Source organism: Pseudomonas sp. NY11955 (assembly GCF_048068035.1).
Lineage (GTDB): Bacteria > Pseudomonadota > Gammaproteobacteria > Pseudomonadales > Pseudomonadaceae > Aquipseudomonas.
Genome location: NZ_JBLUPS010000023.1, coordinates 1 through 21,318, shown reverse-complemented (window position 1 = coordinate 21,318; position 21,318 = coordinate 1). Strand labels below are relative to the sequence as shown.

The following is a 21,318-nucleotide window of genomic DNA, read 5'->3' as shown; positions in this document are numbered from 1 at the left end:
AGGAATAATTGGCCCGAAACAAATGTAGGAGCGAGCTTCGCTCGCGATGCGCCGCGCGGGCGGCGCTCGGTCGCCCCAACACCACAAAACTCAAGACAATCCCACCAACCCTAAAGCCCAACCCAAACAGGCCGATAACCGGTTATTCCCCGTTCCCCACCGAAGGTCACCATGGCCACGCAAAATGCCCGCGCGGACTCGCTGTCCCTGCTGCTGTTCACCCTGCGCAGCGGCAAGCTGATGGCAATCAACCTGCTCAAGGTCAGCGAGATCATCCCCTGCCCGCCCCTGACCAAGCTGCCCGAGTCGCATCCCCATGTGAAAGGTGTGGCAACCCTGCGCGGCCATTCGCTGTCGGTCATCGACCTGTCCCGCGCCATCGGCGAACAACCACTGGCCGACCCGCAGGGCGGCTGCCTGATCGTCACCGAGATCAGCCGCTCGCGCCAAGGCCTGCACGTGCAGGCGGTCAGCCGCATCGTGCATTGCCTGAGCACCGACATCAAACCGCCACCCTACGCCTCGGGCAACCGCTCGTTCATCACCGGCGTGACCCGCGTCGACAACACCTTGGTGCAGGTGCTGGACATCGAAAAGGTCATTCACGCCATCGCCCCGCCCGTGGCGGAGCCTACACACGGTACGTTGAGCGACGAGGACGCCAGCCTGCTGGCCGCCGCCAATATCCTGGTAGTGGACGACAGCCAGGTGGCCCTGCAACAGTCGGTGCACACCCTGCGCAACCTCGGCATCGAGTGCCACACCGCACGCAGCGCCAAGGACGCCATCAACGTGCTGCTGGAACTGCAAGGCACCGCTCAGGAAATCAACATCATTGTCTCTGACATCGAAATGAGCGAAATGGACGGCTACGCCTTCACCCGCTCACTGCGTGAAACCCCTGATTTCCAGCACCTGTACGTGCTGCTGCACACCTCGCTGGACAGCGCCATGAGCAGCGAGAAGGCGACCCAGGCCGGGGCCAATGCCATCCTGACCAAGTTCTCTTCGCCTGAATTGACCGATTGTCTGGTGGTGGCCGCACGTACCGTGGTATTCGCCGAGCACTGATATATTCAGAGACAATCTCCCCGGCTTGCCGTCGGGGGTGAGTCGGGCATAATTCGCGCCCCTCGCAAGAAAATTGCCGGAATCGCGTATGAAGTTCTTCAGCTCTATCCTGATCGGCTGCACCCTCTTCAGCGGTATCGCCCAGGCCTCCAGCAGCCAGGCCTGGAACGAGCAGCGCCAGCAGATGCTCAAGGCCTGCCTGGCCGCCAGCCAGTTCAAGGACGCCCACGCCCGCGGCAAGCCCGCCGAGTTCGATGACCAGGTGGGCATGAGTGCCCTGCTGATCGAAGGTGTGTACCCACAGAAGCACATGCAGCAGCGCACCGGCACCGAACTGTGCCTGTACGACCGTCAGCACCAGCGTGCCTTCGTCAGTGAATGGAGCCCGGAAGCCAAGTGACCGACAGCTTGCGTTTCGGCTGTACCGGCTGCGGCAAATGCTGCACCGGGCACCATGTGCCGTTGACCCTGGCCGAAGCGCGCCGCTGGGCGCAGGATGCCGGCCAGGTGATCGTGCTGCTCGAAGCTTTCGTCAGCGATGGCCCCGGCATGCCGCTGGAGCAGCGTGACCATGTGCTGCGTCGCTCCCATCCGGTGCCGTGCGGCACCGGCGAGGCGCGCGTCTCGGTGACCTTTGCCGCCTTCAACCCCGGACGCTGCCGCAACCTCGACGAAAACGACCTGTGCACCATCTATGACCAGCGCCCGCTGGTCTGTCGTATCTACCCGGTGGAAATCAACCCGCATATTCCGCTGCGACCGGACAGCAAGGACTGCCCGCCGCAAGCCTGGCAACAGGGGCCGGAGCTGATTCACGGCACACAGTTGGTCGATGCCGAGCTAGCGGCGTTGGTACAGGCTTCGCGCCAGGCCGACCGCGATGACATCGCCAGCAAGGTGGCGGTGTGCCAAGCGCTGGGGATGACCACCAGTGCGCTCAAGGGCAACGGGTTTACCGCTTACCTGCCAAACATGGAGGCGTTTGCCACAACGCTGGCGCAAGCCTCCTTGCCTGACGCTGCGCAGTGGACCCTGCATGTGCAGGATGAAGCGCTGACGACTACCTTGCAGGGGCTTGGTTTGCACACGACCAAGGAAACCCCGCTGTACTACGCCTTCATCGGCTTCTAGCCAGGCCAACTGTATAAAACCTTGCCCGGGAACTTGTGGGAGCGGGCATGCCCGCGAAGAATCCAACGCGGTGGATGGCACCGGCTCTGCCGGTGTTCGCGGGCTCGCCCGCTCCCACAGAGATCGCGGGTGCGTTCACAGCGCTGGTGAAACTGACAGCGCTGTCAGCCAGCGGTCACGCTGCCGACCCGGTTGGGGGGCTATAAGATTGAATACCGACAACCGTTCCCTCCTACCTGGTCAAGGTGCCCGCACCGATGCGACGTCCGTCCCGCTCAGTCATCCTCGCTGCCCTGACGCTTCTGGCCCTGGTGGTAGCTGGCACCTGGTTCAGCCAGCGCCAATCCGAACCGGTCGCCCGCGCGCAAAACGCCGTCCCGGTGCGCGTGGTCAGCGTCGCCCAGCAGGACGTGCCGCGCTATGCCAGCGCCATCGGCACGGTGCTGTCGCTGCACAGTGTCGAGGTGCGGCCACAAGTCGAGGGGATACTCACGCAAGTGCTGGTCAAGGAGGGCCAGTGGGTCAAGGAAGGCGACCTGCTCGCCACCCTCGATGACCGCAGCATCCGCGCCAGCCTCGACCAAGCCCGCGCCCAGCTCGGCCAGAGCCAGGCACAGATCCAGGTGGCTGGCGTCGACCTCAAGCGCTACCGCCTGCTCAGCAGCGATGACGGCGTGTCCAAGCAGACCCTTGACCAGCAACAGGCGCTGGTCAACCAGTTGCAGGCCACCGTCAAGGGCAACCAGGCCGCCATCGCCAACGCCGAAGTGCAGCTCTCCTACACGCAAATCCGCTCGCCAGTCACCGGCCGCGTCGGCATCCGCAACGTCGACCCTGGCAACCTGGTACGCACCAGCGACACCCAGGGCCTGTTCAGCGTCACCCAGATCGACCCGATCGCCGTCGAGTTCGCCCTGCCGCAGCAGATGCTGCCCACGCTGCAGAACCTGCTGAAAGCCCCCACCCCGGCGCTGGTGCAGGCCTATATGGACGCCGATGGCGAACGCAACCTGCTCGGCGAAGGCCACCTGGCGCTGATCGACAACCAGATTTCCGCCACCACCGGCACCGTGCGGGTAAAAGCCGAGTTCGACAACAAGGACGGCCACCTGTGGCCGGGCCAGTTGGTCACCATTCGCCTGCGCACCGCCGTGGAAGAAAACGCCTTGGTGGTGCCGCCGCCCGTGGTGCAACGCGGCGTCGACGGGCATTTCGTCTACCGCCTGGACGGCGACAAGGTCACCAGCGTGCCGGTCAAGGTGCTGTACCAGGACAGCGGGTTGAACATCATTGCCGGGGTCAAGCCGGGCGAGCGCCTGGTGCTCGACGGCCAGTCACGCCTCAAGCCGGGTTCACGGGTCGAGATCACCCCCGACGCCCCCGCGCCATCGGAAATGGCGGATCGCCGGAGCCAGCCATGAACACGCGCAACGGTGTTTCGGCCTGGTGCATCGACCACCCCATCGCCACCTTGCTGCTGACCTTCGCCCTGGTGCTGCTGGGGGCCATCGCCTTTCCGCGCCTGCCGGTGGCGCCGCTGCCGGAGGCAGACTTCCCAACCATCCAGGTCACTGCCCAACTGCCCGGCGCCAGCCCGGAAACCATGGCCTCGTCGGTCGCCACGCCCCTGGAAGTGCAGTTCAGTGCCATCCCCGGCATGACCCAGATGACCAGCAGCAGTGCGCTGGGCTCGACCACCCTGATCTTGCAGTTCACCCTGGACAAGAACATCGACACCGCCGCCCAGGAAGTACAGGCGGCGATCAACACCGCCACTGCGCGCCTGCCTCAGGACCTGCCCAACCCGCCCACCTGGCGCAAGGTCAACCCGGCCGACAGCCCGGTGCTGGTAATGACGGTCAGCTCCGACCAGATGCCCGGCAATGACCTCAGCGACTACGCCGAAACCTTGCTGGCCCGCCAGCTTAGCCAGATCGAAGGGGTTGGCCTGATCAATATCACCGGCCAGTTGCGCCCGGCTATCCGCGTGCAGGCCCAGCCCGAGAAACTGGCCGCCATCGGCCTGACCCTGGCCGACTTGCGCCAGGCCATCCAGCAAACCAGCCTGAACCTGGCCAAGGGCGCGCTGTACGGCGAGCACAGCGTGTCGACCATCGCCGCCAACGACCAGCTGTTCCACCCCGAGGACTACGCGCAACTGATCGTCTCGTACCGCGACGGCGCCCCCGTGCACCTGAAGGACGTGGCCAAGGTGATCAACGGCGCCGAAAACGCCTATGTCAAAGCCTGGTCCGGCGACCAGCCGGGGCTGAACCTGGTGATCTTCCGCCAGCCTGGGGCCAATATCGTCGATACCGTGGACCGGGTGCTGGCCGCCCTGCCCAAGCTGCAAGAGATGCTGCCAGCCTCGGTCGAGGTGTCGGTGCTGCAGGACCGCACCCAGACCATCCGCGCTTCGCTGCACGAAGTGGAGCTGACCCTGATGATCGCCGTGGCCCTGGTGATCGGGGTCATGGCGCTGTTCCTGCGCCAGTGGTCGGCAACCATGGTGGTGTCCAGCGTGCTCGGCGTATCGCTGATCGCCAGTTGCGCGCTGATGTACGTGCTGGGTTTCAGCCTGAACAACCTCACCCTGGTGGCCATCGTCATCTCGGTGGGCTTCGTGGTGGATGATGCCATTGTGGTGGTGGAGAACATCCATCGCCACCTGGAGGCCGGCGACGACAGCCGCACGGCGGCGCTCAAGGGCGCCGGGGAAATCGGCTTTACCGTGGTGTCGATCAGTTTCTCGCTGATAGCTGCGTTCATCCCGCTGCTGTTCATGGGCGGTGTGGTCGGCCGGCTGTTCAAGGAGTTCGCCCTTACCGCCACCGCCACCATCCTGATTTCGGTGGTGGTCTCGCTGACCCTGGCGCCAACCCTGTGCGCGCTGTTCATGCGCCGCCCGCCGGGCGAGCACAAGGGCGGCTTTGGTGAGCGCCTGATCAAGTGGTACGAAAAGGGCCTGAACCGGGCCCTCGCCCACCAGCGCCTGACCCTGGGCGTGTTCGGCGTGACCCTGGCGCTGGCGGTGGCGGGTTACGTGGCCATCCCCAAGGGCTTCTTCCCCCTGCAGGACACCGGTTTCATCCTGGGTACCAGCGAGGCGGCGGCGGATGTGTCCTACCCGTCGATGATCGAGAAACACCAGGCGCTGGCCAAGATCATCGGCGCAGACCCTGCGGTACGTGCGTTCTCCCATTCGGTTGGGGTCACCGGCAGCAACCAGACCATCGCCAACGGCCGCTTCTGGATCGCCCTCAAGCCACGCGGCGAGCGCGACGTATCGGCCAGCGAACTGATCGACCGGCTACGGCCCAAGCTGGCCCAGGTACCGGGCATCGTGCTGTACATGCGCGCCGGCCAGGACATCAACCTCAGCTCCGGGCCTTCGCGCACGCAGTACCAGTACGTGCTCAAGAGCAATGACGGCGATGCGCTGAACCTGTGGACCCAGCGCCTGACCGACCGCCTGCGGGAAAACCCGGCGTTTCGCGACCTGTCCAACGACCTGCAACTGGGTGCCAGCGTCACCCGCATCGACATCGACCGCCAGGCCGCGGCACGTTTCGGGCTGACCACCACCGACGTCGACCAGGCGCTGTACGACGCCTTCGGCCAACGGCAGATCAGCGAGTTCCAGACCGAGACCAACCAGTACAAGGTGATCCTCGAGCTGGATGCGCGCCAGCGTGGCAAGGCCGAAAGCCTCAACTACTTCTACCTGCGCTCGCCGCTGACCAACCAAATGGTGCCGTTGTCGGCCGTGGCCCACGTGGCGCCGCCCAGCACCGGGCCGCTGTCGATCAGCCACGATGGCCTGTTCCCAGCCGCCAACCTGTCGTTCAACCTGGCGCCCGGCGTGGCCTTGGGCGATGCGGTGAGCATCCTTGATCGCACCCAGCGCGAGCTGGGCATGCCCGACTCGATCAGCGGCAACTTCCAGGGCGCGGCGCAGGCCTTCCAGAGTTCGCTGTCGAGCCAGCCGTGGCTGATTCTGGCGGCGTTGGTGGCGGTGTACATCATTCTCGGTGTGCTGTACGAAAGCTTCGTCCACCCGCTGACGATCATTTCCACCCTGCCCTCGGCCGGCCTCGGTGCCCTGATATTGCTGTGGGCCATGGGCCAGGACTTCAGCATCATGGGGCTGATCGGTGTGGTGCTGCTGATCGGCATCGTCAAGAAGAACGGCATCCTGCTGATCGACTTCGCCCTTGAAGCCCAGCGCCACCACGGCCTGACACCCGAGCAGGCGATTCACCAGGCCTGCCTGACGCGCTTCCGGCCGATCATCATGACCACCCTGGCGGCCTTGCTTGGCGCCGTGCCGCTGATGTTCGGCTTTGGCACCGGTGCCGAACTGCGTCAGCCGCTGGGCATCGCGGTGGTCGGCGGCCTGCTGGTGAGCCAGGCGCTGACGCTGTTCACCACCCCGGTCATATACTTGGCCCTGGAGCGCCTGTTCCACCGCCGTCAGGCTGCCGGTGCGGCAGCGCCAAGTGCCAGTTAGGACAAGACCATGCGTGTGCTGATCATCGAAGACGAAGAAAAAACCGCAGACTACCTGCATCGCGGCCTGAGCGAACAGGGCTTTACCGTGGACCTGGCAAGGGACGGTATCGATGGTTTGCACCTGGCCCTGGAGGGTGACTACGCGGTGATCGTGCTGGATGTGATGCTGCCAGGCCTGGACGGTTACGGCGTGCTGCGTGCCTTGCGCGCTCGCAAGCAAACGCCGGTGATCATGCTGACCGCCCGCGAACGGGTCGAAGACCGCATCCACGGCCTGCGTGAGGGCGCCGACGATTACCTGGGCAAGCCGTTCTCGTTCCTCGAACTGGTCGCCCGCCTGCAGGCCCTGACCCGGCGCAGCAGCAGCCACGAACCGCTGCAGGTGCAGGTGGCCGACCTGTGGATCGACCTGATGGCGCGCAAGGCCACACGCGCCGGCCAACGCCTGGACCTGACGGCCAAGGAGTTCTCGTTATTGAGCGTGCTGGCCCGGCGGCAGGGTGAAATCCTGTCGAAAACAGCGATTGCCGAGCTGGTCTGGGACATCAACTTCGACAGCGATGCCAACGTGGTGGAAGTGGCGATCAAGCGCCTGCGCGCCAAACTCGACGGGCCTTTCGACAACAAGTTGCTGCACACCATCCGAGGCATGGGCTATGTCCTGGAAAACCGTGCGGGGTAACTCCATCGCACTGCGCCTGTCGGCGCTGTTCATCCTGGTGGCACTTGGGGTGTTCGTGCTGATCGGCTCGGCGCTGTACCGCCAGGTCGATCGCAGCCTCGACTTGCTGCCGCAGGCGGAGCTGGATGCGCGCTTCAGCGTGCTCGAATCCACCCTCAACCGCTTTGGCACGCCGGAGCACTGGGCCAAGATCAACAACAAGCTCAACCTGCTCAGCGAAGAGGACAAGCGTATCCGCTTCTGGGTGGTCAGCAGCGACCCCGCCTACGAGTACGGCCACCCCAGCGAGTTGGTGCGCGCCTTCGCAGAGGGGCCACAAGGCATGCGCGACCTGCGCCTGCCCGACCGGCCCTACCCCTACAAAGTGCTGGTCAGCGAACTGCCGGCACTGAGTGAGCGCCCGGCGCTACGCTTTCTGATTGGCATTGACACCGAAACCTTCTGGCAGGCCCAGCACAGCCTGCTGGTGGCGATTGTCGGGCTGGCCGTGCTTGGCGTGCTGCTGGCTTCCGTGCTGGGCTACTGGGTGGCGCGCATTGGCCTGCGGCCGCTGCTGGCGTTGTCCAACGAGGCCCAGGCCCTGGCCCCTCCTCGCCTGGACGGGCGTTTGCAAACCCAGGCGCTGGCCCCGGAGTTGGCGCAATTTGCCGGCGCCTTCAACGCTGCGCTCGACCGCGTCAGCCAGGCCTACTCGCGGCTGGAAGCGTTCAACGCCGACGTTGCCCACGAACTGCGCTCGCCGCTGACCAACCTGATCGGCCAGACCCAGGTGGCGCTGACCCGCGGCCGCAGCGCCGAGCACTACTTCGAAGTGCTGCAATCGAACCTGGAAGAGCTGGAGCGCCTGCGCAGCATCATCAACGACATGCTGTTTCTGGCCAGCGCCGATCAAGGCAGCAAGGCCACCGCCCTGACCCAGGCTTCGCTGGCCGAAGAAGTGGCGACCACCCTCGACTACCTGGATTACATCCTCGAAGACGCGCAGGTCAGCGTCAGCGTGACCGGCGACGCCCAGGCTCCGATTGAAAAGGCGCAATTGCGCCGGGCGCTGATCAACCTGCTGAACAACGCCGTGCAGCATACCGCGCCGCATCAGGTGATCCAGGTGCAGATCGATGGCGGGCCGGAGCAGGTCAGCATCGCCGTGAGCAACCCGGGGCCTGCGATTGACGAAGCGCACTTGCCGCTGCTGTTCGAGCGCTTCTACCGGGTGGATGCCGCGCGCAGCAACAGCGGTGGGGGTAACCATGGGCTGGGGTTGGCGATCGTCAAGGCGATTGCGTTGATGCATGGCGGGGAGGTGTTCGTGCGCAGTGGAGCTGGGGCGAATACCTTCGGCATCCTGTTACCCACCATCAGGCCTGCGCGGTCCTTGTAGGAGCAGCCTTGTGCTGCGAAAGGGCCAGTGAAACCCATACAGCTTTTGGGACGTACCGGCCTCTTCGCAGCACAAGGCTGCTCCTACAAAAACCGCGCAGATGCTCTAGGCCGCTGGTTTGCGGCCAAAGTACTATTGCTTTTTCATGGATCGTTACCTTTTGCGCAACAGTGCTTATCGCACATCGCTCTGTTTCAAGTGCATTGAAAAGACTAACTTTACCCCCGTCCTCATTAGCACTTGCACCGCAAGAAGGTAGTTTCAAATGTCCAACAGTATGGGTATTGCCAGCGTCTTCGTCCTGTCTTCCCTGTTGTTGTCGCCCCTGGCCATGGCCGAAGAATCCTCGGCTTTCGTCGCCCGTAATGCTGAGTTCGCCGCGGTCCATCAAGACGCCCGCGAAGCCGTAGCCGCACAGAAGGCCGATGCCGCAAAAGACGCAAACCAGACAGCTTCCAAGGTCTCTGTCGATGCCAATGCCGACAGCTGATCACGCGCTGTCGCTGCTCCCGTTTTCCCTTGGCTACGCCATGGGCACCACCGGTGCCGATATGTTAGCCTTTTAAAGCCGCTGCCAATCAGCGGCTTTTTTTATGTGCTTTAACTCTCAGCCTGGCTGTAACGTCACCCTATAAAAAAGACGCACATTCAAAAATAAAAACTGCCCCACCGTCAGACCAAAGGAGCTAGTACCGGTGCCTTCCGCGTTTCGTTTTACCCCGCTGTTCATTGCGTTGACTGCAACGATCCCTTTCGCCGCCCAGGCAGATGAAGACAAGGCTGATGGCTTCATCGAAGGGTCGTCCTTCAACCTGCATTTTCGTAATGCCTACTTCAACCGCGACAACCACAACGCTGGCGTGCGCGACACCCGCGAATGGGGCCAGGGCGCGGTAGCGCGCTTCGAGTCGGGCTACACCCCCGGTGTCATCGGCTTTGGCCTGGACGCCCATGCCATGCTGGGCCTGAAGCTCGACGGCGGTGGCGGCCATGCCGGCACCAGCATCCTGCCTGAGCACATCAAGGACGACGGCGAACTGGGCGCAGCCCCGCATTCGTTCTCCACAGCGGGCGCCGCAGTCAAGCTCAAGGCCTTCGACACCGAGCTCAAAGCCGGTGACCTGTTCCTCACCAACCCGGTAATCGCCGGCGGCGAAACGCGCATGCTGCCGCAAACCTTCCGGGGTGTGAGCCTGACCAACACCAGCATCGACGGCCTGTTGCTCGAAGGCGGCCAGGTGAGCTTCACCCACCCGTACAACCAGAGCGGCCACCGCCGCATCGACACCTACTACGGGTCGCTGGACGAGCACGACAAAAGCAAGCACCTGAACTGGGCTGGCGCGTCGTGGAGCGGTACCGAGAACATCACCGCCAACCTGTACGCCGCCGAGCTGAAGGACATCTGGAACCAGTACTACGCTGACTTCGACTACACCTACGTGGTCAACGACCTGGTCAGCCTGAACCCAGGCGTGCACTTCTACCACACCCAGGACACCGGCCAGGCCCTGCTGGGCAAGATCGACAACAACACCTACAGCGTGCACTTCACCGTCAACGCCGGGTTCCACAGCATCACCGCCGCCTACCAGCGCGTGAACGGCAACACGCCGTTCGACTACATCAACCTGGGCGACAGCGTGTACCTGGACAACTCGCGCATGTACTCGGACTTCAACGCGCCGAACGAGCGCTCGTGGAAGCTGCAGTACGACTATGACTTCGCCGGTGTCGGCGTGCCCGGCCTGACCACTTCGCTGTCGTACTCGCGTGGTGAAGCCGACCTGACCAAGGCCACCCAGGACACCAGCCACTACGACTACTACCGTGAAGATGGCAAGAACGCCATGCACTGGGAACGCGACCTGGACGTGAAGTACGTGTTCCAGGAGGGTGACCTCAAGGACCTGTCGGTGCTGGTGCGCTATGCCACCCACCGTGGCAGCCAGGGTTATGCGTCGATCGACAGCAACAGCGACAACGATGAAGTGCGGGTGATCGTCGACTACCCGCTGAACGTGTTCTGATCCCGAAACGCAAGCTAGGTATCTAACCTGTAGGAGCGGGCTTGCCCGCGAACACCGGCGAAGCCGGTGCCATGCACCGCATCGTTTTCTTCGCGGGCAAGCCCGCTCCCACAGGTTCCGTGCCGGGTCTAACCACAGGACTCCGTGATTCCGTCGGACAAATCTTGTCCGACAATCCCCGCTTCCCTAGAATGTCGCCGCCGCGAATGGCCCTGCCCACGCAGTAGCGAGCATGCCCACCCAATCCCCGCGTTTGTCAGTCTACAGGTCGCACCCCGAGCTGATCCTCAACCTGGGCAGTTGCCTTGCCGTGCTCGCCATCGTGGCGATCGTCAGCTACCTGCTGGCCCGCGAGCGCGACAGTGTCGAGCTGTCGGCGGTGCGCGCGTCGAACAACATCGTCCAGCTGATCGAAAGCGACATCCTGCGCAATGCCGAACTCTACGACCAGTCATTGCAAGGGCTGATCTGGGCCGTCGGGCGCAAGGAACTGCCGGAGATCCCAGGCCCGCTGCGTCAGCGCCTGCTGTTCAATGAAGCGTTCGTCGACCGCAAGCGCGGTGACGTGCTGTGGCTGGACAAGCAAGGCAATGTCGTCGGCGATTCCACCAGCAGTGTGCCGCGCAAGGCCAACTTCGGCGACACCGGCGTGTTCAAGGCACACCAGCACAATGCCAACCTTGGCCTGCTGGTAGGCCCGCCGTTCAAAGCCAGGCTTGGCGACCTGGACTGGTGCATCAGTTTCAGCCGGCGTATCTCTGGCCCCAATGGCGAGTTCGTCGGGCTGGCGGCCGGTGCGCTGCGCCTGTCGTACTTCAGTGAACTGTTCCAACGCCTGGACATCGGCGACGACAGCAGCATCAACCTGTTCAATACCGACGGGCAGTTGCTCGCCCGCCAGCCCTCCCGCGCGCACGACCCGCTGATCGGTAGCAACTACGCCGAAAGGCCCAATTTCAAGCGCATCCTCAGCGAACAGAGCGGCAACTTCACCGCCCGCTCCGGTAGCAGCGGCAAGCCGCGCATGTATACCTTCGCCCGTGTCGCACAGCTGCCCCTGATCGTGCTGGTGGTGCACTCGGCCGACGAGGTGTTCCAGTCCTGGCGCCGCACCGCCATTCTGGTCAGCGTCGCCACCGGGGTGCTGTGCGTGGGTATCCTCTGGCTGACGTTGCTGCTGGGCCGCGAATTGCGCCGCCGCCATGAAGCCGAAGAAGGCCTGGCCACCCTGGCAGCCACCGACAGCCTGACGGGCCTGGCCAACCGCCGCAGGCTGGACCAGGTGCTGCGCCAGGAATGGGCCCGCGCACAACGCAACCGCAAGCCGCTGGCGGTACTGATGGTGGATGTGGACCATTTCAAGGCATTCAACCAGCGCCATGGCCACGCCGGTGGCGACCATGCCTTGCGCGAAGTGGCCAAGGCCATCGAGGCCTGCATCCGTCGCCCGGCGGACTTGGCTGCACGTTATGGTGGGGAGGAGTTTCAGGTGGTGTTGCCAGAAACCGACCTGGCTGGTGCGCAACTGCTGGCTGAACGCATCCGTGCCAGCGTCGAGGCGCTGGCACCGTTCGCCGATGATGCGCATGCGGTTACGGTGAGCATTGGCATCGGCTTGTCCGACACCCAGCACGACCTGAGCGGGGTGCTGGGTGCAGCGGACGAGGCGCTCTACCGGGCCAAGGCCAAAGGCCGCAACCGGGTAGAGGGACCGGCCGACTAGGAGCGGGCGCGGGCGGCGTTGCGCAGGGCCTTGACCTGGTCATGGTTGCGCTGCACGCCTTGCAGCTGTTTCTCAACCAGGCTGTAGGTGGTGTCGGTGGCCGTGCGGCCCAGTTTCACCAGCTTCTCGCGGGCTTCCTTGTACGCCTTGAGCGCGTGGTCCTCGCCGCGCTCCACTTCGTTGAGTACCGCCTCTTCATCCTTGCCGGTGACCATCGACTTGAGGTTGACCCAGCCACGGTGCAGGTCGCCGCTGATGCTGGTGGAGGTTTCCGGGTCGCCGCCCAGGCGGCGCACTTCGCTCTGCAGCTCACCGGCAGCGTTGGCGCACTCGCCGGCACGCTGGACGAAGAACGCTTTCAGCTCGGGGTTCTTCACGTCATCGGCCGAGGTCTTGAAACCTTTCTCGCCATCCTTGCTGTACTCGATCAGGTCGTTGAGTACGTCGATCACGTCTTTGTTGGGGTTGCTCATGGTCGAACTCCTTGGCAGGTGATAGTCATCTACACAGGTGCAGCGTTCGTGCCATGCTTTAATTAAGTAAAAAATCTTTATTATTCAATTATTTACAAAAACAGTAACGATGACTTGTGGCGGCGTTCTGCATGATTGCCGCTTGGGCCTTCGTGCAGATTGCAGTATGGTCGGCGCTTTTCCACAGCCAGGTACGCCGAAGATGAAGCCGGAAACCCTCGAACTGCTGGTGACCCGCAGCATGCCGTTCGGCAAATACCAAGGGCGAATCATTGCTGACCTGCCGGGGGATTACCTGGCGTGGTTTACCCGCAAGGGTTTCCCGGCGGGAGAACTGGGCGGGTTGCTGGCGTTGATGCATGAGATCGACCACAACGGCCTGGATGATCTGCTGGTGCCGTTGCGCAAGAAACATGGGCGCTGACAGGTCAAATCGGGCTTAGTGGAAGCGGCCTGTGTCGATTTCAAGGCAACTGTAGGAGCAGCCTTGTGCTGCGAAGAGGCCATTGCAGCCAAAGACAGTCTTTAGCCTTACCGGCCTCTTCGCAGCACAAGGCTGCTCCTACAACAGTACGGGGGGCAGCTCAGGCACTTTTAACCGGCGCCACCGCCAGCTCCACCCGCTCGCTCTTCTTGATCACTGCATACACCACCGCCGTCAGCAAGCTGCCCGCCACGATCGCCAGCAAATACAGCAACGCATGGTTGATCGCATTGGGGATCAACAACACGAACAAGCCGCCATGGGGCGCCATCAGCTTGCAGCCGAAGTACATCGACAATGCCCCGGTCAACGCCCCCCCGACGACACTGGCCGGGATCACCCGCAGCGGGTCCTTGGCGGCAAACGGGATAGCCCCCTCGGAAATGAAGCACAGCCCAAGCGCCAAGGCCGCCTTGCCCGCCTCGCGCTCGCTTTGGGCAAACTTGCGCCGGGCCAGGAAGGTGGCGATACCCAGCCCGATTGGCGGCACCATGCCGGCGGCCATGGTCGCTGCCATCGGCGCGTAGCTCGACGAAGCCAACAGCCCAACCGAGAAGGCATAAGCGGCCTTGTTGATCGGCCCGCCAAGGTCGACGCACATCATGCCGCCCAGCAACAGCCCCAGCAGAATGGCGTTGGTGGTGCCCATGCTGTCGAGGAAATGCGTCAAGCCTTCGAGCATCGCCGCAACCGGCTGGCCAACCACGTAGATCATCACCAGGCCGGTGAACAGGCTGGCCAGCAGCGGTATGATCAAAATCGGTTTGAGCGCTTCCAGGCTGCTGGGCAAACGTGCCCAACGGGCAATGGCCTTGGCGCTGTAACCGGCAAGAAAGCCAGCGACAATGCCACCGATGAAGCCCGCCCCCAGGGTGCTGGCCAGCAAGCCGCCAATCATGCCGGGGGCCAGCCCCGGGCGGTCGGCGATGGACCAGGCGATGTAGCCGGCCAGCAAGGGCACCATCAGCTTGAACGCCGCCTCGCCGCCGATCTGCATCAGTGCCGCCGGCAAGGTGCCTGGCACTTTGTAGGCTTCGATGCCGAACACGAACGACAGGGCAATCAGCAGGCCGCCGGCCACTACCATCGGCAGCATGAACGACACGCCAGTCAGCAGGTGTTTGTACACGCCGGTCTTCTCAGCCTTGGTCGGCGTGGTCGCCGTCGTGGCTTCAGCGCTGTTTTCCACCTGGGCTTGCGCCAGGGCTTTGTCCAGGGTCGCGCGGGCCTGCTTGAGGGCGATGCCAGTACCGCAGCGGTAGATGCGCTTGCCGGCGAAACGCGCGGTGGGGACTTCGATATCGGCGGCCAACAGCACCACGTCTGCCGCAGCAATGGCTTCGGCGGGCAACGGGTTGCGCGCACCGACCGAGCCCTGAGTCTCGACGGTGAGCTGGTAACCCAGTTGTTGCGCGGCTTGCTGCAAGGCCTCTGCTGCCATGAAGGTGTGCGCAACGCCGGTCGGGCAGGCCGTTACGGCGACGATGCGAACAGCGGCGGCCGGGCTGTCTGGCACTGCGGCCAGTGGCTCGGCGTTGGCCGCCGCCTCGTCGAGGAAGCCCTCGCGATCAGCCAAGGCCTGGGACGGCGTGCTTCGATACACGCGCTTGCCGACGAAACGAGCCAGGTCCACCGGGCCGGTGCTGACCACCAGCACCCAGTCGGCCTCGGCAATCTGCGCGGCGCTCAGTTGCCGCTCCGGGTGTTCGGCATCCTGCACTTCGACACTGGTGCTCCAGCCGCGTCGCTGGGCCGCGGCGGCCAGCAAGCGTGCGCTCAGCACACTCGATACCTGGCCGTTGGGGCAGGCGGTGACAATGGCAATGTTCATCGGCAACCCTCTTGTTGTTCTGTCAGTTGCACGGCCGCTTCCAACTGCGCCAGGTGCTCGCGGTCACGAATGCCGAAGCCAACCTGGCTAACCGCCTGGGCAGCAATGGCGGTGGCACGGGCCAAGGTCTGCGCAGGGGGCTCGCCCAGCAACAGGCCGTGGACCATGCCGGCCACCAGCGAATCCCCCGCCCCCACCGTGCTGGCGACCCGCACCTTGGGCGGACGGGCATGCACGGCCAGATCGCGACTGAACCAGCTGACACCCTGCTCGCCGGCAGACACCACCACGTGTTCAACGCCTTTGGCCAGCAGGCGCTTGGCGGCAGCGTATTGCTGCGCCGGGTTATCCACCGCCAGGCCGAGCACCTCGCCCAACTCCTCGGTATTGGGCTTGACCAGCCAGGGCGCGCTCTGCAGGCCGGCACGCAGCGCTTCGCCACTGCTGTCCAACGCCACCTTCAGGCCTTGGGCCTTGAGCTGTTCGAGCAACTGGCGGAACCAGTCGGCGCTGATCCCGCGCGGCAGGCTTCCGGCCACCACCACCGCGTCATGCCCTGGGGCAACCTGATCCAGCCTGCGCAACAAGGCACTGCGTGCCGCCTCGTCGACCTCCGGGCCCTGGCCGTTGATATCGGTGACGCGGCCATCGGCCTCGACCAGCTTGATGTTGCTACGGGTTTCGCCCGGCACGCGGACAAAGCAGTCGGCAAAGCCGCGCCAGTCGATCAGCGCCTCGAAAGGCTGCAGGTTGTCGCGCCCGAGGAAACCGCCCACGGTCACACTGTGCCCCAGGTCGGCCAGGACCTGGGCAACGTTCAGCCCCTTGCCCGCCGCGTGACTTTGCTGCGCCTGGCTACGGTTGACCTGCCCAGGGCGCAGGGTGCCCAGGCCGATGGTGATATCCAGCGCCGGGTTCAGGGTAAGGGTGAGGATCTTGGCCATTCAGTAACGCTCCACCAGCGCGCGAACCGCCGCGGCGCTGTCCTGTTGCAGGGCCTCGCGCGCCAGGGCGCGGGCCGTCTGGTGATCGGCCTGGCGAATCAGTGCCTTGACTTCGGCGACGCTGCGCGCGGATACGCTGAGTTCGTCCACATCCAGCCCCAGCAGCACGGCGACCGCCTGCGGGTCGGCCGCCAGCTCGCCACACACGCCCACCCACTTGCCGTGGGCATGAGCGGCGCGCACGGTCATGTCGATCAAACTCAATACCGCCGGGTGCAGGCCGTCGGCCTGGGCCGAGAGGCTAGGGTGGCCACGGTCGATGGCCAGGGTGTATTGGGTCAGGTCGTTGGTGCCGATGCTGAAGAAATCCACTTCGCGCGCCAACTGTGGCGCCAGCAAGGCCGCCGAGGGCACTTCGACCATGATGCCCAATTGCAGGTCGGCGACCGGGATTTCCGCACGCAGGCGCTCGACCATGGCCCGTGCCTCGCGCCACTCGTGCACTTGGCCGACCATCGGGAACATGATGCGCAGCGGGCGCTGGTCGGCGGCCCGCAGCAAGGCGCGCAACTGGTCTTCCATTACGTGCGGGCGTTGCAGCGTCAGGCGTATACCGCGTACCCCGAGGAACGGGTTCTCTTCGGCGGCGATGGGCCAGTACGGCAGCGGCTTGTCGCCGCCGACGTCGAGTGTGCGCACCACCAGCGGCCGCCCACCCAGGCCATCGAGCACACGGCGATACTCGGCCTCCTGGGTGGCCACATCCGGCGCTTGCGGGTGGGCCATGAAAATCAGTTCGGTGCGCAGCAGGCCCACGCCTTCGGCGCCCTGCTCCACCACCTTGGCGATGCCGTTGCTGTCGCCAATGTTGGCGAACACCTCGACGGCATGGCCATCACCGGTGACGGCCGGCTCGAAGCGGTTGGCCCAGGCGGCCTGCAAGCGCTGCTCGCGCAGGTCGCGCTCGGCCAGCGCACGGTGCAGTTCATCCGCAGGCGGCGCCACGCTGACCACACCGCGCTGGCCATCGAGCAGCAGCGGCGTGCCACTCGCCAGCAGCAGTATCGACGCACCCGCGCCGACCACCGCCGGGATGCCCAACGCACGGGCGACAATGGCACTGTGGGCCGTGGCCCCGCCCTGGGCGGTGACGATACCGGCCACCCGGTTTGGGTCCAGGCGGGCGACATCGGACGGGCCGACTTCAGTCATCACCAACACGTAAGGTTGCTCGGGTTCGACCTGCGTCGGCGCGCCGCACAGTTGTGCCAGCACGCGGCGGCCAATGTCGCGCAGGTCGGCGGCGCGCTCGGCGAGCAGCGCATCGTGCAATGCCTCCTGCTGACGGGCCGCAGCTTCGATCACAGCCATCCATGCGGCCGCAGCGCTTTCGCCTTGGGCCAGGCGCTGTTCGACATCGTCGGTCAATGCCGGGTCGGCAAGCATTTCCTGGTGGGTGACGAAAATTTCGCCAATGGCCTTGTCGCTACGCAACACCAATGCCTGCAGTTCGCCGTTCACGGTGGCGATGGCTGCGCGCAACTTCTGCCGCTCCTGGGCGCAGGATTCGCCACGCAAGGGATAGTCGAACTCACGCTCGACACAGACATGCGCCGGGCCGCTGGCAATACCGGGGGCGGCGCCCACACCCTGGATGCGGCTGCCGGCCGCTGGGGCTTGCAGTACTTCGGCTGCGCTATCGGCGATGGGCATGCTGCTTTGCGCCAGCGGCTCCACCTCTTCGCCCAGGCCTTGTTCGATTGCGGCCAGCAACACCGGCAAGGCATCGGCAGCGATACCTGGCTCGGCGACCAGCTCCAGCACCTGACCACGGCGGGCGCCGAGGCTGAGCAGCTTGCTCAAGCTCTTCACCGACACCGCAGGCTGCGTGCTGTCGACCAGGCGCACACGGATTTCCCCTTCGAAGCCTTTGGCCAGTTGCGCCAGCACCTTGGCCGGGCGGGCATGCAGGCCGTGCGGGTTGGCCAGCACGATACGCGCGCCAGGCCAATCCGCCGGCGCTTCGCCGCCCAGCACTTCCAGTACCGCACGGCTGCTGGTGGCCTGGTAGAGCATCTGCCCGCGGCCTTCGATCAGCACTTCACACAGGCGTTCGAGCAAGGCCTGGTGAGCGGCGCCAAGGCTGGCCAGGCAGAACAGGCCGTTGAGCGGCTGGTCGCGGTAGCGCAGCGGCTGCTGCGGGGTGACGAAGGCCAGGCCCGGCTGGCGCACCTGACGTTCGCTATGCAGCCACCACAGGCCCTCGCCCAGCGGCAGCGGCTCGGCCTGCTGCAGCACGGCGGCAAAGTTGCTGTCGACACAGTCGGCACGTTGCAACAGCCGGGCGCCGCGCCAGGCCAGTTCATCGAAATCTTCAGCCGGCAGGTTCAGGCCGACCAGCTGCGCATCCAGCGCCAGCGCCTGTGGCGCGCCCTGCAGCAACTTGAGCAGCGCTTCGGCGGAGCTGGCCCGGCGCAGCGCTTCGGCCAGGTCGGTTTCGCCCAGGGCGCGGGTCAGCAGTTGCAGCAGGCGCAGGTGTTCGTCGGAGCGAGCGGCGATTCCGATGGCCAGGTAGACCGTTTGTCCGTCACCCCAGTCCACGCCCTCGGGGAACTGCAGCAAGCGCACACCGGTGGCATGCACCAGGTCGCGGGTTTGCGGCGTACCGTGGGGGATGGCGATGCCCTGGCCAAGGAAGGTGGAGCCTTGCGCCTCCCTGGCCTGCAGGCCTTGCAGGTAACCTTCGGCAACCAGGCCGTCCGCGACCAGCCGATCCGCCAGCAGGCACAATGCCTCGGCCTTGTCGGTGGCCTTCTGGCCCATGGCTATCTGCTCCTTGGCGAGCTCGAGCATGACCTTCTCCTTTTGCAGTTCCCGGTCGGGTACTGGAGTATTGTTGTGAAATTCACATAAAGGGCCAGTTCAACAGCCTTGCACGGATGGCAGCCGAGGCAGAAAATTCGGCAGCTGAAACGTTTAACCTGACCAGACGGCCACGTTACTCGATAATCTGCCCGGTAAAAAGCCCCATCCTGTCGGACAATTGCGACAATGGTCGTCTGCGCGTGATGCCTGCGCCGGGTCAAACTACCCGGTCCGGCCTTACAGCCAGCCCCGGTAATAACAAGGAAAATTCGGTGAAACTCAGCGATATCGCCCGCCTGGCCGGTGTGTCCGTGACCACTGCCAGCTACGTCATCAATGGCAAGGCTGAACAGCAGCGCATCAGCAACAGTACTGTCGAGCGGGTACGCGCGGTGGTCGAAGCCCACGGCTTCACCCCCAACCCGCAGGCTGCTGGCCTGCGCAGCCGGCATACCCGCACCCTGGGCTTTATTCTCCCGGATCTGGAGAACCCCAGCTACGCCCGCATTGCCAAGCAACTGGAGCAAGGCGCCCGTGCCCGCGGCTACCAGCTGCTGATCGCCAGCAGCGACGACCAGCCCGACAGCGAGCGCCAACTGCAGCAACTGTTCCGCGCGCGCCGATGCGATGCGCTGTTCGTTGCCAGCTGCCTGCCGCCAGAGGACGACAGCTACCGCGAGCTGCAGGACAAGGGCCTGCCGGTGATCGCCATCGACCGCCGCCTGGACCCTGCACACTTCTGCTCGGTGATCAGCGACGACCGCGATGCCAGCCGCCAACTGGCCGCCAGCCTGCTTGGCGCGGCCCCACGCAGCATTGCCCTGATTGGCGCGCGCCCCGAGCTGTCGGTCAGCCAGGCGCGTGCCGGCGGTTTCGACGAAGCCCTGCAGGGTTATGCCGGCGAAGTGCGCCGCTACCAGGGCGAAGCGTTCAGCCGTGAGTGCGGCCAACGCCTGATGCAGCAGTTGATCGACGACCTGGGTGGCCTGCCGGATGCCCTGGTGACCACCTCGTATGTGCTGCTGCAAGGGGTGTTCGACACCCTGCAGACGCGGCCTGCGGACTCGCGTCAGCTGCAACTGGGTACCTTTGGCGACAACCAGCTGCTCGACTTCCTGCCGCTGCCGGTCAATGCCATGGCCCAGCAGCACGGCTTGATTGCCGCCACCGCGCTGGAACTGGCGCTGGCCGCTATCGAGGAAAAACGCTACGAGCCTGGCGTGCACGCCGTTGGCCGCACCTTCAAGCAACGCATCACAGCGGCCTGAACATGCGCCTGATCGACACCCACACCCACCTGGACTTCCCCGACTTCGACGCCGACCGCTCACGCCTGCTGGCCAACGCGGCGGCACGCGGGGTGGAGCGGATGGTGGTGCTGGGGGTTTATCAGGCGAATTTCCAACGGGTGTGGGAGCTGGCCTGCGCCGATCAGCGCCTGTTCGCGGCGCTCGGCCTGCACCCGGTGTACCTCGACCAGCATCGCCCGGAGCACCTGACGCAATTGCGCGAATGGCTGGAGCGCCTGCACGGCAACCCACGGCTCTGTGCCGTGGGTGAGTTTGGCCTGGACTATTACCTCGAAGACCTGGACAAAACGCGCCAGCAGGACCTGTTCGAAGCGCAACTGCAGATGGCCTGCGACTTCGACTTGCCCGCACTGCTACATGTTCGCCGCAGCCATGCCCAGGTGATTGCCACCCTCAAGCGCTACAAACCGGCGCGAGCAGGCGTGGTTCATGCTTTTGCCGGCAGTTACGAAGAGGCCCGCGAGTACATCAAGCTGGGCTTCCGGCTTGGGCTGGGTGGCGCAGCAACCTGGCCGCAGGCATTGCGGTTGCGCAAAACCCTGGCGCGGCTGCCGCTGGACAGTGTGGTGCTGGAAACCGATTCGCCGGACATGGCGCCAGTGATGTACCCAGGGATACGCAACAGTCCGGAACATTTGCCGGAAATTGCCGAGGCGCTGGCGCAAGTGATGGGGCTAGAGGTTGCTGAACTGGCTGAGGCCAGCAGCCGCAATGCTTGCGAGCTGTTCGGCTGGTAGCCAAGAGACTGCGCAAATCTTGAGACCTGCGCAGTACCTGTGGGAGCAACTGTCTTGTGCTGCTTGTGCCGGCCTCTTCGCGGGCATGCCCGCTCCCACAGGGATTGCGCATGCCTTGAGGTAAGCACTGAACCTGTGGGAGCGGGC

General features: G+C 64.6%; 17 protein-coding genes. 13 read left to right on the top strand and 4 right to left on the bottom strand.

The window, feature by feature from the left end; genetic code table 11:
* Positions 1 to 171: 171 nt before the first annotated feature.
* The 10 genes from ACNFBR_RS27510 to ACNFBR_RS27465 all read left to right on the top strand — a co-directional run bounded on the left by ACNFBR_RS27510 (position 172) and on the right by ACNFBR_RS27465 (position 12,527).
* Positions 172 to 1,071 (top strand): chemotaxis protein, encoded by a 900-nt coding sequence (locus ACNFBR_RS27510; protein ID WP_416737661.1) that lies wholly within the window; start codon positions 172 to 174, stop codon positions 1,069 to 1,071.
* 88 nt (positions 1,072 to 1,159) lie between these two features.
* Complete coding sequence (locus ACNFBR_RS27505) at positions 1,160 to 1,471, top strand: hypothetical protein (RefSeq protein ID WP_416737660.1); 312 nt, start codon at positions 1,160 to 1,162, stop codon at positions 1,469 to 1,471.
* On the top strand, positions 1,468 to 2,202 hold the full coding sequence (locus ACNFBR_RS27500; RefSeq protein ID WP_416737659.1) for a YkgJ family cysteine cluster protein: 735 nt from the start codon (positions 1,468 to 1,470) through the stop codon (positions 2,200 to 2,202). Before ACNFBR_RS27505 ends, ACNFBR_RS27500 begins: the two co-directional genes overlap by 4 nt.
* A 257-nt stretch (positions 2,203 to 2,459) precedes the next feature.
* Positions 2,460 to 3,623, top strand: a complete 1,164-nt coding sequence (locus ACNFBR_RS27495) for an efflux RND transporter periplasmic adaptor subunit (protein WP_416737658.1) — start codon at positions 2,460 to 2,462, stop codon at positions 3,621 to 3,623.
* On the top strand, positions 3,620 to 6,712 hold the full coding sequence (locus ACNFBR_RS27490; RefSeq protein ID WP_416737657.1) for a multidrug efflux RND transporter permease subunit: 3,093 nt from the start codon (positions 3,620 to 3,622) through the stop codon (positions 6,710 to 6,712). Before ACNFBR_RS27495 ends, ACNFBR_RS27490 begins: the two co-directional genes overlap by 4 nt.
* 9 nt (positions 6,713 to 6,721) lie before the next feature.
* On the top strand, positions 6,722 to 7,396 hold the full coding sequence (locus tag ACNFBR_RS27485; RefSeq protein ID WP_012270545.1) for a heavy metal response regulator transcription factor: 675 nt from the start codon (positions 6,722 to 6,724) through the stop codon (positions 7,394 to 7,396).
* On the top strand, positions 7,371 to 8,774 hold the full coding sequence (locus tag ACNFBR_RS27480) for a heavy metal sensor histidine kinase (protein ID WP_416737656.1): 1,404 nt from the start codon (positions 7,371 to 7,373) through the stop codon (positions 8,772 to 8,774). Before ACNFBR_RS27485 ends, ACNFBR_RS27480 begins: the two co-directional genes overlap by 26 nt.
* Positions 8,775 to 9,039: 265 nt before the next feature.
* Positions 9,040 to 9,264 carry a hypothetical protein gene (locus tag ACNFBR_RS27475; RefSeq protein WP_416737655.1) on the top strand — a complete coding sequence of 75 codons (225 nt, stop codon included), beginning with the start codon at positions 9,040 to 9,042 and terminating at the stop codon, positions 9,262 to 9,264.
* Positions 9,265 to 9,469: 205 nt separating this feature from the next.
* Entirely contained in the window at positions 9,470 to 10,804 is a 1,335-nt protein-coding gene (locus tag ACNFBR_RS27470; RefSeq protein WP_416737654.1) for an OprD family porin, read from the top strand.
* A gap of 232 nt (positions 10,805 to 11,036) precedes the next feature.
* Positions 11,037 to 12,527 carry a sensor domain-containing diguanylate cyclase gene (locus ACNFBR_RS27465; RefSeq protein WP_416737653.1) on the top strand — a complete coding sequence of 497 codons (1,491 nt, stop codon included), beginning with the start codon at positions 11,037 to 11,039 and terminating at the stop codon, positions 12,525 to 12,527.
* On the opposite strand, the gene ACNFBR_RS27460 is transcribed toward ACNFBR_RS27465, so the two are convergent.
* The gene (locus tag ACNFBR_RS27460; RefSeq protein WP_416737652.1) at positions 12,524 to 13,000 is read right to left on the bottom strand and encodes a ferritin-like domain-containing protein; all 477 of its coding nucleotides are present in this window, start codon (positions 12,998 to 13,000) and stop codon (positions 12,524 to 12,526) included. The two genes, ACNFBR_RS27465 and ACNFBR_RS27460, sit on opposite strands and share 4 nt — an antisense overlap.
* 202 nt (positions 13,001 to 13,202) lie before the next feature.
* Here ACNFBR_RS27460 and ACNFBR_RS27455 point away from each other — a divergent pair, with 202 nt between their 5' ends.
* Positions 13,203 to 13,424, top strand: coding sequence for a DUF3820 family protein (locus ACNFBR_RS27455; protein WP_416737651.1), 222 nt, complete (start codon positions 13,203 to 13,205; stop codon positions 13,422 to 13,424).
* Positions 13,425 to 13,584: 160 nt separating this feature from the next.
* Here ACNFBR_RS27455 and ACNFBR_RS27450 read toward each other — a convergent pair whose 3' ends face one another.
* Genes ACNFBR_RS27450 through ptsP form a run of 3 tightly spaced genes read right to left on the bottom strand, consistent with a single transcriptional unit; the run spans position 13,585 to position 19,112 of the window.
* Positions 13,585 to 15,315, bottom strand: coding sequence for a PTS fructose-like transporter subunit IIB (locus ACNFBR_RS27450; protein WP_416737650.1), 1,731 nt, complete (start codon positions 15,313 to 15,315; stop codon positions 13,585 to 13,587).
* Entirely contained in the window at positions 15,312 to 16,259 is a 948-nt protein-coding gene (gene pfkB, locus ACNFBR_RS27445; protein WP_416737649.1) for a 1-phosphofructokinase, read from the bottom strand. Before pfkB ends, ACNFBR_RS27450 begins: the two co-directional genes overlap by 4 nt.
* Positions 16,260 to 19,112, bottom strand: coding sequence for a phosphoenolpyruvate--protein phosphotransferase (ptsP, locus tag ACNFBR_RS27440; RefSeq protein WP_416737648.1), 2,853 nt, complete (start codon positions 19,110 to 19,112; stop codon positions 16,260 to 16,262).
* 284 nt (positions 19,113 to 19,396) lie between these two features.
* Between ptsP and cra the strand changes: the two genes are divergently transcribed.
* Positions 19,397 to 20,392 (top strand): catabolite repressor/activator, encoded by a 996-nt coding sequence (cra, locus tag ACNFBR_RS27435; protein WP_416737647.1) that lies wholly within the window; start codon positions 19,397 to 19,399, stop codon positions 20,390 to 20,392.
* A gap of 2 nt (positions 20,393 to 20,394) precedes the next feature.
* Entirely contained in the window at positions 20,395 to 21,171 is a 777-nt protein-coding gene (locus ACNFBR_RS27430; protein WP_416737646.1) for a TatD family hydrolase, read from the top strand.
* Positions 21,172 to 21,318: the final 147 nt, after the last annotated feature.

Coding starts and splice junctions, on each gene's coding strand:
- ACNFBR_RS27510 (WP_416737661.1), top strand. CDS start 172: ATGGCCACGCAAAATGCCCGCGCGGACTCGCTGTCCCTGCTGCTGTTC.
- ACNFBR_RS27505 (WP_416737660.1), top strand. CDS start 1,160: ATGAAGTTCTTCAGCTCTATCCTGATCGGCTGCACCCTCTTCAGCGGT.
- ACNFBR_RS27495 (WP_416737658.1), top strand. CDS start 2,460: ATGCGACGTCCGTCCCGCTCAGTCATCCTCGCTGCCCTGACGCTTCTG.
- ACNFBR_RS27490 (WP_416737657.1), top strand. CDS start 3,620: ATGAACACGCGCAACGGTGTTTCGGCCTGGTGCATCGACCACCCCATC.
- ACNFBR_RS27485 (WP_012270545.1), top strand. CDS start 6,722: ATGCGTGTGCTGATCATCGAAGACGAAGAAAAAACCGCAGACTACCTG.
- ACNFBR_RS27480 (WP_416737656.1), top strand. CDS start 7,371: ATGTCCTGGAAAACCGTGCGGGGTAACTCCATCGCACTGCGCCTGTCG.
- ACNFBR_RS27475 (WP_416737655.1), top strand. CDS start 9,040: ATGTCCAACAGTATGGGTATTGCCAGCGTCTTCGTCCTGTCTTCCCTG.
- ACNFBR_RS27465 (WP_416737653.1), top strand. CDS start 11,037: ATGCCCACCCAATCCCCGCGTTTGTCAGTCTACAGGTCGCACCCCGAG.
- ACNFBR_RS27460 (WP_416737652.1), bottom strand. CDS start 13,000: ATGAGCAACCCCAACAAAGACGTGATCGACGTACTCAACGACCTGATC.
- ACNFBR_RS27455 (WP_416737651.1), top strand. CDS start 13,203: ATGAAGCCGGAAACCCTCGAACTGCTGGTGACCCGCAGCATGCCGTTC.
- ACNFBR_RS27450 (WP_416737650.1), bottom strand. CDS start 15,315: ATGAACATTGCCATTGTCACCGCCTGCCCCAACGGCCAGGTATCGAGT.
- pfkB (WP_416737649.1), bottom strand. CDS start 16,259: ATGGCCAAGATCCTCACCCTTACCCTGAACCCGGCGCTGGATATCACC.
- ptsP (WP_416737648.1), bottom strand. CDS start 19,112: ATGCTCGAGCTCGCCAAGGAGCAGATAGCCATGGGCCAGAAGGCCACC.
- ACNFBR_RS27430 (WP_416737646.1), top strand. CDS start 20,395: ATGCGCCTGATCGACACCCACACCCACCTGGACTTCCCCGACTTCGAC.